We start from the raw sequence: 14603 nt of genomic DNA, 5'->3' as shown, positions 1-14603 counted from the left end.
GGCTTCACTCCAGTGCCGCAACGGCGGCTGAGTTCTTGATATGACGTCAGGTAATGGGAAACGGGGAACCCCCTCGGAATCGGCTTCTCGTATGGTAGTAAATAAAGAAGAGGCGAAGCAACGGCGCGAGGCGCTGGGGCGGAGTTTGCGGCGCGTCTATCAGGACGTGGTGCAGGAGCCCGTGCCGGATGACCTCGCGGAGCTGATGAAAAAGCTCGATCAGATATCCGAACCTGACTTCTAAGTCCTGATTTCACCTGGAGAGAGGCCGAAAGGCCGGGACGTGGAGCCCTGGATACGTCCGAAACAAATTCTTCCCTGACCTCGGGACGGAACGATTTTCCGGAAGCCGCGCGCAATGCGCGGCAAAGGGTTGTGCGCGGCATCAAATCGCTCCGTGCCCGTCTCGTCTTCCTGCTCAGCTTCACCCTACTGCCGATCGGCACAATAGCGTTGGTCAATGCCTATTTCGGGTACCAGCACTATCGTAGCCAGATCGCGACCGGCGCGGTGGCGGCCGGCGAGGATGCTTTGCGCCGTGAGGAGGCGACGATCGGCCGGGCGGAAACCCTGCTGACCGTACTCAAGGCGATGCCGCTTGACGATGCCGGCGGCGTGGAGCAATGCCGCGGCACGCTCGTCGAGTTGCTCCACACCTTCCCCGATTTCATGAATATCGTGCTTTTCGATCGCGAGGGGCGGCCGCTCTGCTCGGGCATCGAGGGGGAAGGCGGCTTGCCGGCGCCATTTCCGAACTGGTTCGCCGACGCGCTGCGGGGCCGGCCTTTCAGCGTCAGCATGGCTGAAACCGCGCCGGGCGAAGAGCCGGCGGTGGTCGCGACGATGCCGATGACGAACGAGGCCAACGACGTCGTCGGCGTGTTGGCGGCAACCATCCGCGCGACCACGCTCGAGCATGCGATGCGCAACGTGGTTCTGCCGGAAGGCGGCGCCATGGTCGTGCTCGACCGTTACGGGCGCACGCTCGCCCGCAGATCGAACCAGACGTCCGCCGACACATGGCTTCCGCCCGACCCGCTCGGAACCGAGGAGGACGCGCGGACCTCCGGCGTCTTCGACGCCAAGGGCCGGGACGGCATCGAAAGACGCTACGTGCTCATGCCCCTCGCGGGCGATGTCTTCGCGGTTTTCGGCATCCCCATTTCGACAATCGGGGATGCAGCGCATTTTCTTCTCTACAGCAACGCGGCCTCCGCCCTGCTGATGTGGCTCGCCGCTCTCGTCACGGCCGCGCTCGGCGTCAGCCGATTGGTGACGCGGCCCCTGCGCAGGATCAGGCGCAGCATCGTCGCCTATTCCGACGGCGACGTTCACGCACGAATCCGCGACATCGACGACCTGCCGGGCGAGGTTCAATCGCTGGCGGACACGTTCAACCGCATGGCGGACGCGATCCTCGCCCGCGACGAGGCGCTGAGGGAGTCCGTCGCCCAGCAGAAGGCGTTGACCCGCGAAGTTCACCACCGCGTGCGGAACAATCTGCAGATCGTCAACAGCCTGATGAGCCTGCAAAGAGGCCGCGCCGAGACGGCTTCCGAAACCGCGATTTTCGCCGAGGTGCAGCGCCGGGTCACCGCTCTCGGCCTCGTCCACGGGGCCATCTATCAGGGCGACGACTTGCGGTCGGTCAAGCTCTCCATCCTGCTCACGGATCTCTGCGCCGCGACCGAACAGAGCTTGCGCGAGGCGGGAAGCGAGCCGATCCTCGTCGTTCAGGCCGACGATCTCGATGCCTCGGCGGATATCGCCGTCCCGCTCGCCTTCCTGGTCACCGAGGTCATCGGCGAGGTCGTCTTCCGTCGCGACGGGCAGCCAATGCTCGAGGGAATGCGCATCATCCTGCGGCGTGCGGGTACGGGCGCCATATTGATCGTCGAGGGGGACCAATTACTTTTCCCCGAGCTCTCCGAGGACGGCGCAAAACGGAACGGGTTAAGCCTGCTGTCGGGATTGGTGCGGCAGCTCGGCGGGACCCAGACCATCGACCCGGACCGTACCCGGATCACCATCTCGATCCCAAATCTGGAAGGGGCCGGCCGGCGTCCGGGAGCCCCATAATTATTTTTTGCCGCATGGAACCGACGCCCAGAGGCCGACGTTGTATGGATGTTCGAAACAAGCTTTGGCCGACCCGCTTCCAGTTGACGCGGGTGCCGAAGGACCCCGATCCGGCATTTATCGTCCCCCCGTGCCCCCCCGTGCCAGATCGGGGTCCACTTCGGACCCTCCCCTTCAAGCATCGCCTCTTTTTTAATCAGACTTGCAGAGTCCGCTCTCCGGAGCCGATTGTCGGCTTTCCATTGTTCCGCTTTCGGAACGAGCGCCAAAAAAAAGGCCCGCCACGGGGGCGGGCCTTCGCAATCGGTCGTGGGGTCCGTGGTTAATCCCGGATCGTCCTACTGGCGCGCCGGCATCGACTGATCGCCGGACTTCGCATCCGGGGTCGCCCCCGAGCCCATGATCGACGACGTCGTCTCGTCGGCCGCATAGACGAAGGACGGCGCGGCGTTCAGATCGGCCTTGGAAAGCTGCAGCGGTATGGGCTGATCCTTGATCGGCTGGCCCAGCTTGTCATACGCAACGGCGACACGCTTGTTGCCGACGCCGAGCAAGCCGCCGAAGTCGATAGCGGCGTAGCGCGCATGGCCCTTGCCGTCCAGGATAACGTCAGACAGCTTGCCGTTGTCGTCGCTCTCGGCGAGCTTCACGCTGCTGCCCAGATAGTTGCTCGCCAGCACCTGGCCCGACGCCAGCTTTTCCTTGTCGAACGCCGTCTCGGACTTCAATTGATCCGCCGAGGAACCAAGCTGCGCGGTCTTTTCTTTGGCGTCCTGACCGGAGAAGGTAAGGTCGCCGAAATTGACGCCGACGCTCTTGCCGCCGATGCCGGCGACGCCGCCGACCGAGATCAGGGCAAGCTGCGCGTTCCCGGAAGAATCGAAGACGATGTCGTCGATGCTGCCGATCTTCTGGTTGTCGCCGCCGAGAACGGAAGCCCCGCGCAGATAACGCGCACTGAGCGCGCTGCCGGAGATCACGGCGACGCCATTCGACTGCGTGACGACGTCCTGCGAGGCTGCGGCATTGGGTGCGACCTGCGCGCGACCGGTCGTGGTCGGAGCGCTCATGGAGCCGGAGCCGGAATTCATCGGCTGAGACGATGCGCCGGATGTGTCGCTCCCTGCCGCGAAGGCAGCTACGGGGAGAAGGACGGTCAGCAATGCTGACCCTGTAAGAAGCCGTTTCATGGTGTGAGTCTCCCTTCGAGGTTTTTCCAAACTCTCGGGATTCAACGACGGGAGATATGTTTCGTTCCGGATTACGCCGTGTGCCCCGGATTAATCGGCCCTTATGCCGTCGCGCTTTTCTCTTTTCCGAGAACGACGTCAAGCGCCCTCGAAAGAGACTCGTCGGAATAAGGCTTTGCGACAATCGGGATATCCGCGAAGCGTTCCGGCAGCTCCATCCTCTCGCCATATCCGGTCGCGAACAGAAAGGGGGTGCCGGCGCGGCGGAGTTCGTCTGCCAACGGCAGGGATGTCGCGCCGCCGAGATTGAGATCGAGAATCACGACGTCATAAGCGTTCTCGCGGATCAGATCCTCGGCATCCTCCCGATGCGCGGCAATATCGGCGCGCGCAAATCCGAGACGACGCAGCATGTCTTCCGCCTCGAGCGCGATCATCATGTTGTCTTCGACAATAAGCGCACGCTGCGCCGCGATCTTCCAGGCTCCGACCGGCGCGGGCGATTTGCCCACCGGCCTGACCGTCATTGACGGTGCCTCGACGACAAATTCGGCGGGGATCGCGAAACGGGCGAGAAGCCCGCTCGGCAAGTAACGCAGATCCGCCGTTCCTTTCAGTTCGAACGGGATCATCCGCTCGATAACGGTCGATCCGAAGCCGCGACGTTCCGGCGCGGCGATCGTTTCCACGCCCCCTTCCCTCCATTCCAGTTCTATGCCGCTGTCCTCCCGGTGCTCCCAATGCACGGCGAGCTCACCTGAGACATGGGCGAAGGCGCCGTATTTTTCCGCATTAGTCGCAAGTTCGTGAAGCACGAGTGCGAGTACGACAACCGCACGAGGCGCCAAGGACAAGTCAGGACCGTCGATGGCGATGCTCCGCGCCCCGGCGACAAACGGCGCCAGTTCGGCCTCGACGAGATGACGCACAGAGATGACGGCGGCATTGGACACCTGATCATGGGCGAGCGCCAGCGAGCGGATGCGGCCACTGAGCGTCTGACGAAACTCCTCCGGCGTCTGCGCGTTCTGGCCGGTCTTCGTCACCAGCGACTGAAAGACCGCGAACAGATTCTTCACCCGGTGATTGAGTTCGGCAATGATGATTTCCTGATGCCCCAGGCGGGCGGAGCTTTCCTGCTCCGCGACGTTCTTCCGACGCAGCATGGTCTTGAGGAGCTTGCCGCGCAGCGCGTAGGCAAGCTCGATATCCCGTTCGCTCCATGGCTCGGAGCGTCCGGCAACCGGTTCCTCGCGTATCGAGGAGGGGTCGACGCCGTCGGCTTGTCCCCAACGGATCGTTGCTTCCGCCTTTGCCCGGAACAGCAGAAGATAACGTCTCGGATTGTCGGTCGCCCGCAGAGCCAGAACGCCGGCTACGGCGTCGCGGGAAAAGCCGGGTCCGAGCGCATCGGCGAGGGCGTCGGCGTGAAAGACGATATTCTCCTCGAACTCCAAAAGATCGATCAGCGCATTCGCGGTCTCCTCCTCCGGCGCGAGGTCCTGGGTTCGCAGACGCATCCCGTTCCAGAATCCCATGCCGTCGATCGTAAAATAGCGGCTCAGCGCGGCGAAGAGCGCCGACAAATCTTCGTCTGGTTCCAGATCGAGATGAGGGTCGCGCAGCAGCTTCGAACGCGTCTCCCGAACGGCCGCATGCTCGCCGAGCATCTGTGCGGTGGCGAGATAGCCGATCTGCAGGGCGACACCGTTCGAGAAGAAATCGAGCGTCGATCTCGTCTCGGACGAAATGGCGCGCGGCTCCTCATTCTGGCAGATCACCGCGCCCCAGGGCTCATCCACCGATCCGATCTTGAACACATAGGTGGCGCCGATGCCGGCCCGGCGAAGATATTCAGCCTGCGACGGTAAAATGCTCCGCAAGCCAAGGGCACTCAGCCCCACAAGTCCGCCGCGCGGCACGGCGTCCGGAACGAAGGGGGCCGGGGCGGAGGCGGTGTCGGGAATATAACAATACCGCGCCGTCTCGATCAGCGATCTTGCCTGGCCGGCCATGGATTCGGCGTCGTAACGCAGGCCCTGTCGCGACGGCAATTGCCGTTTGCAGGCGTCCGCCACCACCTCGCCGCCGCCATCCGCGAGAAAATGCACCACCATGGCGCGGTCGTAGCCGGTGACGGATCTGACATGGCGAGCGACACGTTCGCAGATATCCTGCGGCGACAAGGCGGTTCTCAAACGCGATCGCATCGCACGAAGCAGGAAGAAAGCCTCCTCGCCGCTTCTCTGCCCGCGATCGCGCGGTTCGATTTCGATGACGGCGCGCCCTTCGTCGGCATAAAGGGACAGGTCGAACCGCGCACGGCGAAACCCCATCGCGACATTCGTCAGGCGCTCGGGCTCCCCGTTGGCCATGACGAATTGCAGAATGTTCCTCAGTCTGTGGATGACCTGCCGCGATATCAGTTCGCCGATCGGCTTGCCGATCACGCCATGCGGATCGGCACCGAAGATGGATTCCAGATTGCCGCTCGCATGGGTGACGATCCATTCGGGCAGTTGCAGCACAAGCGCCGCGCCATGCGGCTGAATAGTTTCGAACGTTGCTATCGTCGTTCCCCTGGGTTCAACCGTGGGGAGTCCGCATCGCAGATGCGGCCGCCCCGCGGAGGATCGCGAGCGCATTCTCAATACCACGCGTCGGAATCGAGCGGCTCATGAGGAGAAGAGATCGGGAGACGCAGCACACGGGGCCCGACGATCAGCGAAAGATCGCTGCTCGTCGGCTCCGCCTGCCGAAATCATCCTGACATCCACCATCCGTGCCGCCCGGTGACGTGCCATTGTCAAGAATAGCCTAAGTGGAACCTGACGGCATTATCCCGGAGCAAGAAATGAGGCGCCTTTCCCGGCGATCGCCCATTTATGGCCGCTTATCTATACAAATAAACAGGGAAAGCAGCATTTCGCCGGAAATCGGGCTGGACGCGGGACTTTATCGGCCGAACGTCCGGAACCCGGAGTCGCGGCCCTCTGTTCAGTCAACAGGAAGGGCGCGGCCAATCGCGCCCGGTATGTGGAGGCGGACAATATGAACGTTCAGATCAGCAAGAACTCTCTCGTCGCGGCAAGCAAGGTTTCCGGAACCTATGTTTACAATCTCGTCGGCGAGCATCTCGGCCAGGTCGAAGACGTGATGATTCACAAGGTCGACGGACAGGTCGCCTATGCGATCATGGGCTTTGGCGGGCTGCTCGGCATCGGCGAGAAGTTTCATCCGGTCCCCTGGTCGCTGCTCAAATACGATACCGAACAGGGTGGCTATCTGGTCCCGCTCGACAAGGACACGCTGATGAAGGCGCCGAGCTTCGGTCGTTCCGAACTGACCGAGGACGACACGCTGTGGCGGGACGAAATCCACAGCTACTACAATGTGCCACCCTACTGGAGCTGAGGCGGGACGATGCGCGGGAGAGGCGCCAATGGAATGGCTCTCTCCCGTTCTTACACAGCGACCAGATAAGCGATCCCGAAGCCGACGATCACCAGCGCCGTTCCGATGGCGAGAACATAGCGAATATGATTGAGCGTCTTTCCCTGACGCGCCTTCTCGGTACTGATTTCCTGTCGCATTCGGTCACCTCGCAGCGCTTGCTATCGTTGACATTGTGGGGCCGGGCGGCGGCACCGGCGGCGTCGGGGGAACATGAGGCGGCATGTTCGGCTCCGGCGGCAATTCGGGTTCTTCGACCGGCGGCGTCTGGGGCGGCATTTCCGGAGGACTTCCGGGCGGCACGTCCGGCGGCAATTTGATCGGAGGTGTATCCGGCCCTGGATCGGGGGGGATTTCCTGCGGCGGCAGATGCGGCTCCGGATCGGATGCCGGCCCGGGCGGCTGGCCCGGCGGTATCCCCGGTCCCGCACGCCTGTCTGATTGCTCGATCGTCATACGGGGCCAACGCATGGCGAGCGCGCCCGTTTCATCTGCGGGTGCGCTTCTTCCGTGCCGGCGTCGCATTTTTCGAGCCGCTCCCGGGCAAGGGACGCGCCGAGGCGCGGAAATCGGCCCATGGATCCCGCTTCAGACGGGCGAGGCGTTGGCGTAAATTCTTGACGTTGAAATGATCGGGGCGGATGCGCACCGTCAGTTCGTCCCAGGCGAGCGGCGTCGAAACGGGAGCGCCCGCCCGCGCCCGCGTCGAATAGGCGGCCACCGCCGTCGCCCCGCGTCCATTGCGCAGATAATCGACGAAAATCTTTCCCGCGCGGGCGCGCTTTGAAACGGTGGCCACGAAGCGGTCGGGCTCGTCGGCCTCCATCGCATCCGCGATGCTTTGCGCAAACGCCTTGGCTTCGTCCCATGGCACGGAAGGCGCGAGCGGCGTCACGATATGAAGCCCTTTTCCGCCGGTATTCTTCAGAAACGCCGCGAGCCCCGCGTCTTCGAGGCGTGAGCGGACCTTCTTCGCCGCGCTGACGACATCCTTCCAGTCGAGCCCCTCGTCGGGATCGAGATCGAAGGTGAGCGTATCCGCGTGCTCGATATCGGCGACGGTCGTGCCCCAGGGGTGAATTTCGAGCACACCCGCCTGCACCAGCGCCACAAGCCCCTCGGGACTGTCGATCGACAGCACCTCGTCGCCGCCGGCCTTGTGTCGATGCACCAGGTTTTCATCAAGCCCCGCCCAGGCATGTTTCTGGAAGAAGCATTTCTTCGCTGTGCCGTCGGGGCAGCGAATGAGCGCCAGCGGCCGGCCGACGATATGCGGCGCGATCCAGTCCCATATCTCGCTGTAATATTCGGCGAGATCGAGCTTGGTAATGCCTGCATCCGCCCAGAGCAACTTGTCTGGATGGGTCAATGCGTCCGCAAGATCGGCACCTTGCGCGGACGATGCGGGCGGCTTTTTCGCCGCACGTTTCCGCGTGGATTTCTTCGCCGCCGTCTTGCGCATCGGCTTCTCCTTCGGCGGTGCCTGGGGCGGGTCTTCGCGCACCACGTCGCGGGCCGCCTTGTCCTGACGAAGGCCCTTGAAGGCAGCATGGCGCAGCACGTTCGATCCCGTCCAGCCGCGAAACTCGATTTCGGCGACGAGCTTCGGCTCGACCCAGCGCGTCTTGCGCGGTGCCTCGATCGCCTCCTCGTTCGTGAAGTGCGGCCTGGCGCCTTCCAGCGGGTGGAGCGCGCGCCAGAGTTCGCCCGCCGTCTTCTGCGTATAGCCGGTGCCGATGCGCCCGGCATAGACGAGGTCGTCGCCATTGAAATAGCCGACCGCCAATGCGCCGACCGCACGCGCCGTCACGGTCGAGGGGGAATATCCCACGATCACGAATTCCTGCCGGCCCGCACATTTGCTCTTCTGCCAGTCCATGCCTCGTCCCGAGCGGTAGGGGGCGGTCACGCGCTTCGAGACGATGCCCTCGAGCTTCATCCGGCAGGCATGGCGGAGCATCAACTCGCCCTCCTCGGTGAAATTCTCGCTGTAACGGAGCGCGCCTTCAGGATTGACACCGGCGAGGAGCGCCTTCAGCCGCGCTTTGCGCTCGGCGAGCGGAAGGCGTCGCAGATCCTCTCCGTCGAGATGAAGAAGATCGAAGGCGTAATAGACGAGTCGTTCGTCTTCGCCGCCTTTCAGCGCCGCCTGCAACTCCGAAAAATCGGAGGCGCCATCCTCGGTCTCGACGACGATTTCGCCGTCGATCAGCGCCGTGCGCGCGGAAAGCGCCGCGAAGGGCTCGGCGAGGCGGCCGAATTTCCTGGTCCAGTCGAGGCCGGTGCGCGTCAGGAAACGCAGCTTGCCGTTGTCGATCCGGGCTTCGGTCCGGTAACCGTCGAATTTGATCTCGTGAACCCACTCCTCGCCCTCGGGCGGCTCCGACACCAACGTCGCAAGGCAAGGCGCGACGAAGTCCGGCAGCCGGTCTTCCTTGCCTTTCGCGCCGCCGCTCGCGGACTTCGCCTTTGTCTTCTTCGCCCTTGCGCTGGCCCCGGTTCTCGGCGACGCCTTTTTCTTCGGCGACGCCTTTGCTGTGGCCGTTCTTTTTTTCGACGGCGCCGGCTTTCCCTGTTCGACCTCCTCGACCAGACGGCCCGTCAGCACCGATCGCGGTTCCGCCTTCAGAATGTCCTTTGCGGATTTCGGTCTGGCCGCTTCGTCGTCGCCCTTGATGAGCAGCCAGGGGTCCTGTTTCTCGTGCGGTCGCGCGCGCATTCGCACGAGATGCCAGCGGCCCTTCAGCTTCTCACCGTCGAGCGTGAAATCGAGATGGCCCTTCTTCAGCCCCTTATGCGGATCGCCTTCCGGGTGCCAATGCCCACGATCCCAGACGATCACCGGCCCCGCGCCGTAATTGCCTTCCGGGATTACGCCCTCGAAGCCCGCATAGTCGTAAGGATGGTCCTCGACATGGACGGCCAGACGCTTCTCGCCGGGAACGAGGCTCGGCCCCTTGGTCACGGCCCAGCTCACCAGCACCCCGTCGAGCGCCAGGCGGAAATCGTAATGGAGGCGCGTCGCATCGTGTTTCTGTACGACGAATATGTCGTCGCCGGCATGCCTGCGGGCGCGGGACTTCGCCCGCGCCTTTCCGCTCGGCTCGGCCGTCTTCGTGAAATCGCGCTTGGTATTATACTTGTGAAGACTGTCCATGCGGCCTCGTCATGCGCGCTTCCGCGCGCGATTTGCCTTTGTCCGGTGGGCCGGCGCGCGGGTGCGACGGGGGGCCGGCTTGGCGCGTGCCGCCGGACGGCTACGGCGCCCGCTTTCGCCGGCGAGGCTCTTCTTCAGCGCGTCCATCAGATTGCCGGCGGGCTTTGGCTCGCCGATCTTCTTGTGCGTGATCTTGCGCCCGGCCTTCTTGGCCTGCAACAGTTCGGTAAGCGCAGTCTCGTAGCGGTCCTCGTAAGTCTTCGGGTCGAACTTCGCGACCTTTCGCTCGATGATGTCGCTCGCTATGTCGAGCATCTCGGCCGGGACTTTCGTCTTCGGTATCTTGTCGAAATAGGGATCGGCCTCGCGCACCTCGTAAGGGTAGCGGATGGTGATCGCAAGAAGTCCGCGGTCGCGCGGCGCCAGCATCATGATCCTTTCGCGCTGGTGCAGCACGACGCGGGCGATGCCGACCATCTTCTTCGCCTGCATCGCGTCGCGGATGACGGCGAAGGCTTCTTCCGCCACCTTGTCTTCCGGCACCAGGTAATGCGCGCCGTCGAGATAGATCGGATCGATCTCTTCCTCCGAGACGAAGCTCTCGATCTCCATCGTCTTGGTACTTTCGATCTCGATCGCCTCCAGCTCCTCGTCTTCCACGGTGATATACTGCCGCTTTCCGACCTCATAACCCTTGACGCGATCGTCGGTGTCCACCGGTTTGTGGGTCTTTTCATCGATCATCTGCTGGCGTAACCGGTTTCCCGTTTCGCGGTTGAGCATGTGAAAGGAAATCTTGTCGCTGCGCGTCGAGGCGGGATAGAGCTCGACCGCGCACGAAACCAGCGACAGTTTCAGATAGCCTCTCCAGCTCGGGCGCGCGGCCATGGGTCTTCTCCTTCATTAGCGTCTCATGAATCGACGATCGTTCCGCCGTTGGGATGCAGCACCTGGCCGGACATGTAGGAGGCGTCGTCGCTGGCGAGGAAGACATAGGACGGCGCCACCTCGTTCGGCTGGCCGGCGCGCTTCATCGGCGCGTTGAGACCGTGCTTTGCGGTCTTATCCTCGTCGAAGGAGGCCGGAATCAACGGCGTCCAGATCGGTCCGGGCGCGACCGCGTTGACGCGGATGCCCCTTTCCATCAGCGAGACGGAGAGAGACCGCGTGAAGGACACGATGGCGCCCTTGGTCGAGCTATAGTCGAGGAGCGTCGGATTGCCCTTGTAGGCCGTGACGGAGGTCGTGTTGACAATCGACGAGCCTTCGCCGAGATGAGGGAGCGCGGCCTTGGCCATATGGAAGTAGGCAAAGATATTCGTCTTGAAGGTGCGTTCGAGTTGCTCCGCGCTGATGTCTGTCAGATCGCTTTGCAGATGCTGCTCGGCGGCGTTGTTGACCAGAATGTCGAGCCGCCCGAAGGCTTTCACCGTCTCCTCGACGGCCAGCCGGCAGAAATCCTCGGACGCGACGTCGCCGGCAATCCGCAACGCATCGCTACCTTCTTCGCGGATCATAGCTTCCGTCTTTTCCGCGTCTTCATGCTCGTCCAGATAGACGAAGGAGATCGAAGCCCCCTCGCGCGCCATGGCGAGCGCCACGGCACGGCCGATGCCGCTATCGCCACCCGTGATGAGCGCGACGCGGCCTTTGAGCTTTCCCGCGCCCGGATGCCTTGGCCGGTAATCGGGCTCGGGCCGCATCTCCTCTTCGACGCCCGGCTGGCGGCTTTGCTTCTGCGGCGGCTGCAATTGTTCCGGCATTCCGAACTCCGTTCACATGCTTTGCCATCTCGTCCCGGCGCATCGCGTTGTTGAAACCCCGAACGCCGATGCTTGTTCCGCCTCGCCCGCCCGCGAAGCGACGGAACCGCCCGCGACAGGCCCGCGTTTCAACAACGAGAGAGTGTCCCCACGGGAACCGAGAGGAGCCGCGAATGCCCAACTCCAAAAAGGCCGAAGACGAACTCGAGAAGGCGCTGGAGGATTCTTTCCCGGCGAGCGACCCACCCGCGATGTCGCAGCCCGTCAAGTCAGGCAAGGGCCAGGAAAGCGCCGAGCTCGAGGACTGCGACAGGGACGACGACTACGAAGAGGAAGACACCGCCGAAGAAGGCGACGTGGAGGAATAGAGACGTCGCGGCTAGTCGGATGGCCTCGCGCCGACCGGCTGGCCGCGCTCCGCTCCGTGAAACGCTCCGTCGAAGTCGCCGATCTGCAGACGCTGTTGCGGCAGCGACTGCGGATAGTCGCGCTGAAGAAAATCGATCAGCTTCTCGCGCATTTCGCAGCGCAGGTCCCATGCCTCGCCGGAAGACCGCGCGCTGACCAGCGCGCGGAGTTCAATCGTTCTGTCCTTCGCATCCGTCACCTGAAGGTTGACCACGTCGCCGTCCCAGAGCTTGGACGCCTTGGCGAATTCGGCGAGTTTCTGGCGCACGCGATCCACCGGCGTCGAGTAGTCCACATAAAGATAGACCGAGCCGATCAGCGAGGCCGTTTCACGCGTCCAGTTCTGGAACGGATGCTCGATGAAATAGGATATCGGCACGATCAAACGCCGCCAGTCCCATATCTTGATGACCACATAGGTGCCGGTGATTTCCTCGACTCGCCCCCATTCGCCTTCGACGATCACAGCGTCGTCCATGCGGATGGGCTGCGTCATCGCGATCTGAATACCCGCGATCAGATTGGCGAGCACGGGCCGGGCCGCGAAGCCGACCACGATGCCAGCGACACCGGCCGAGGCGAAGAGGCTGACGCCATACTGGCGCACGGCCTCGAACGTCATCAACACCGCGCCTGTCGTCACCACCACGATCAGCGTATTGGCGGCACGGCGCAGGATACGCACCTGCGTCACGTGCTTGCGGGCAAGTAGATTGTCGGCCGTGTCGATTGCAAAGCGAGAAACGTAAAGATCGGCGGCGATGCCGGCGATCGTCAGCACCGTCCACCCCATCAGCACGATGAAAGCAACCAGGAGCGCCTGCGAGACCAGTTCCGTCATCTGTTCCGGGAAGGGCGCGACCTTGATGACCGCGCTCCAGGCAAAGATCAGCAAGGCGAGCCGCGACAGCAGACGGGTGCGCAAGAGAAAGGCCCTGAGGTAACGGCTGCGGGCGCCGACCCACTTGTCCAGCAGATCGACGGCAAGGCTGTGAACGACCACCGCAAGCACCGTCATCAGCCCAAGCAGAAAGACGCCGAAAACCCAATCCGGGACCCAGGCGAACCCATGACGTAACTGCGCGAGAAGAACGGCCGGCCAGGTGTCGGTCATCTTGGATTTCTCCGTTGTGGTTGGTTCGCGGCGAATTTGTTCACGTGGCGTGGGACGGATGGGTGCAGCGCCGGCGCGGCGCAGACGAGCACCCTTCTTTTCTAACGGCGGGACTTGCTCCGGGTTGCATCGCTTGCTCACACGAGGCCGCAAATCGCGGCGGAATCCTGCGGGCTTTCGTGGCAGCGGCGGAACGATTCCCTCCTCCGCGTGTTCACTAACAGACCGCCCTCCTGCCCCATGGCCGCACTTGCCTATGAAGTCGCTTTCCGCGTCGCCATCGACCGTTCGAGATCGTGACACGCGCAAGGCGTGGCGCATCTACTACCTGCATCCATTGATGACGTCGCCGGATCGCCTGATCGATGAGATGGAGCGCTGCGTAGCGATGGGCTTCAACACGGTCCTGATGCCGCCGCTCTTCCGACCGTCGTCCGATGGAAATATTTTTCTAACCGCCGATTACGACGCGCTTCATCCGGCCGTCGGCGAGGGCAAGACAGACGAGTACCTCGCCGTCCTCGCCGAGGCAGCTCGTGCGCGCGGCCTCGCGCTTCATCTCGATCTCGTCATCGACAGGCTCGCCCTCGACGGCACGCAGGCCGGTCACCAGCCCGAATGGTTTCGCATCGCCGCACGCGACGCCGGCGCGCCGCCCGATCCTCGCGATCCACCGGAAGCGCCCAACATTGCCGAAGTGCGGTTCGACGTCGAAGCTGTCGCCCGCGCCATGACCGACTGGTGGGCGGAGCGGCTCGTCGCCTGGACAAGGCTTGGCATATCGGGCTTTCGCTGCAAACGGCCCGATCGCATACCCGCCATCGTCTGGCAGGAGCTGATGGCGCTGACGCGGCAGAGCGCGCCCGGCTGCGTCTTCCTCGCCTGGACACCAGGTATGCAGCTCGCCGAACAAGAGAGACTCGCCGGCCTCGGTTTCGACGCGGTCTTCTCGTCGGCGCGCTGGTGGGATTTCCGCTCGCCCTGGCTCGTCGAGGAACACGCCCGCCAGCGCCGCATCGCGCCGAGCATCGCCTTTCCCGAAGCGCCGTTCGGCGAGCGGCTCGCAAGCGAATATCACGGCGCCGACGAGGTTCAGGCCGCCTGTCGCCGCGCCCTCTGGCTCGCCGCCTTCGCGGGCGACGGGCTGCTGATCCCGATGGGCTATGAATATGCAGCGCGCCGGCCGCTCGATGCCGTGCATGGCGATCCGACGGAGCTCGATCGCCTGCGGCAATCGACCGGCATCGATCTCACCAACGACATTGCCGAGGTCAATGGCTGGATAGCGGAGCGCAATTTCGCCTGCGGACACGGTGCGCTCATCAGCCTTCCGGGCGGCGGCGCCGATGCCTCGGCCCTGGTTCGCACAAACCTGGCTTCTCCCGCCTGTTCGGACGACGCCTTCCTGCTGCTCGCCAATGCCAGCCTTCATCGCAGCA

At 63.4% G+C, this 14603-nt stretch carries 11 protein-coding genes and 1 pseudogene; 5 read left to right on the top strand and 7 right to left on the bottom strand.

Features of this window, described 5'->3' with window-relative positions:
- Positions 1–91: 91 nt before the first annotated feature.
- Positions 92–244, top strand: coding sequence for a NepR family anti-sigma factor (locus VMR03_RS08305; protein ID WP_325404117.1), 153 nt, complete (start codon positions 92–94; stop codon positions 242–244).
- 131 nt (positions 245–375) lie between these two features.
- Complete coding sequence (locus VMR03_RS08300) at positions 376–2079, top strand: sensor histidine kinase (RefSeq protein WP_325404115.1); 1704 nt, start codon at positions 376–378, stop codon at positions 2077–2079.
- Positions 2080–2417: 338 nt separating this feature from the next.
- Here the strand turns inward: VMR03_RS08300 and VMR03_RS08295 are convergent, their stop codons facing one another.
- Both VMR03_RS08295 and VMR03_RS08290 read right to left on the bottom strand, forming a co-directional pair.
- Positions 2418–3149, bottom strand: coding sequence for a PRC-barrel domain-containing protein (locus VMR03_RS08295; protein ID WP_325404113.1), 732 nt, complete (start codon positions 3147–3149; stop codon positions 2418–2420).
- 221 nt (positions 3150–3370) lie between these two features.
- Positions 3371–5914, bottom strand: a complete 2544-nt coding sequence (locus tag VMR03_RS08290; protein WP_325404111.1) for an HWE histidine kinase domain-containing protein — start codon at positions 5912–5914, stop codon at positions 3371–3373.
- Between the two features lie 406 nt (positions 5915–6320).
- On the opposite strand from VMR03_RS08290, the gene VMR03_RS08285 reads away from it, so the two are divergent.
- The gene (locus VMR03_RS08285; RefSeq protein WP_325404109.1) at positions 6321–6683 is read left to right on the top strand and encodes a PRC-barrel domain-containing protein; all 363 of its coding nucleotides are present in this window, start codon (positions 6321–6323) and stop codon (positions 6681–6683) included.
- 50 nt (positions 6684–6733) lie between these two features.
- On the opposite strand, the gene VMR03_RS08280 is transcribed toward VMR03_RS08285, so the two are convergent.
- The 4 genes from VMR03_RS08280 to VMR03_RS08265 all read right to left on the bottom strand — a co-directional run bounded on the left by VMR03_RS08280 (position 6734) and on the right by VMR03_RS08265 (position 11642).
- Complete coding sequence (locus VMR03_RS08280; RefSeq protein WP_325404107.1) at positions 6734–6862, bottom strand: hypothetical protein; 129 nt, start codon at positions 6860–6862, stop codon at positions 6734–6736.
- A gap of 347 nt (positions 6863–7209) precedes the next feature.
- On the bottom strand, positions 7210–9879 hold the full coding sequence (gene ligD / locus VMR03_RS08275; RefSeq protein ID WP_325404105.1) for a DNA ligase D: 2670 nt from the start codon (positions 9877–9879) through the stop codon (positions 7210–7212).
- A 9-nt stretch (positions 9880–9888) separates the two neighbouring features.
- The gene (locus tag VMR03_RS08270) at positions 9889–10767 is read right to left on the bottom strand and encodes a Ku protein (protein WP_325404103.1); all 879 of its coding nucleotides are present in this window, start codon (positions 10765–10767) and stop codon (positions 9889–9891) included.
- A 23-nt stretch (positions 10768–10790) separates the two neighbouring features.
- On the bottom strand, positions 10791–11642 hold the full coding sequence (locus tag VMR03_RS08265; protein ID WP_325404101.1) for an SDR family oxidoreductase: 852 nt from the start codon (positions 11640–11642) through the stop codon (positions 10791–10793).
- A gap of 173 nt (positions 11643–11815) precedes the next feature.
- On the opposite strand from VMR03_RS08265, the gene VMR03_RS08260 reads away from it, so the two are divergent.
- Positions 11816–12010, top strand: coding sequence for a hypothetical protein (locus VMR03_RS08260; RefSeq protein WP_325404099.1), 195 nt, complete (start codon positions 11816–11818; stop codon positions 12008–12010).
- Between the two features lie 11 nt (positions 12011–12021).
- Here VMR03_RS08260 and VMR03_RS08255 read toward each other — a convergent pair whose 3' ends face one another.
- Positions 12022–13164, bottom strand: a complete 1143-nt coding sequence (locus VMR03_RS08255) for a mechanosensitive ion channel family protein (RefSeq protein WP_325404097.1) — start codon at positions 13162–13164, stop codon at positions 12022–12024.
- Positions 13165–13420: 256 nt separating this feature from the next.
- Between VMR03_RS08255 and VMR03_RS08250 the strand changes: the two are divergent.
- Positions 13421–14603 (top strand): annotated as a pseudogene (locus tag VMR03_RS08250) (hypothetical protein); the annotation flags it as partial.

Source organism: Parvibaculum sp. (genome assembly GCF_035511255.1).
GTDB lineage: Bacteria > Pseudomonadota > Alphaproteobacteria > Parvibaculales > Parvibaculaceae > Parvibaculum.
Note: the sequence above shows the minus strand (reverse complement) of the source record. Positions and strands in the feature narration are given on the sequence as shown.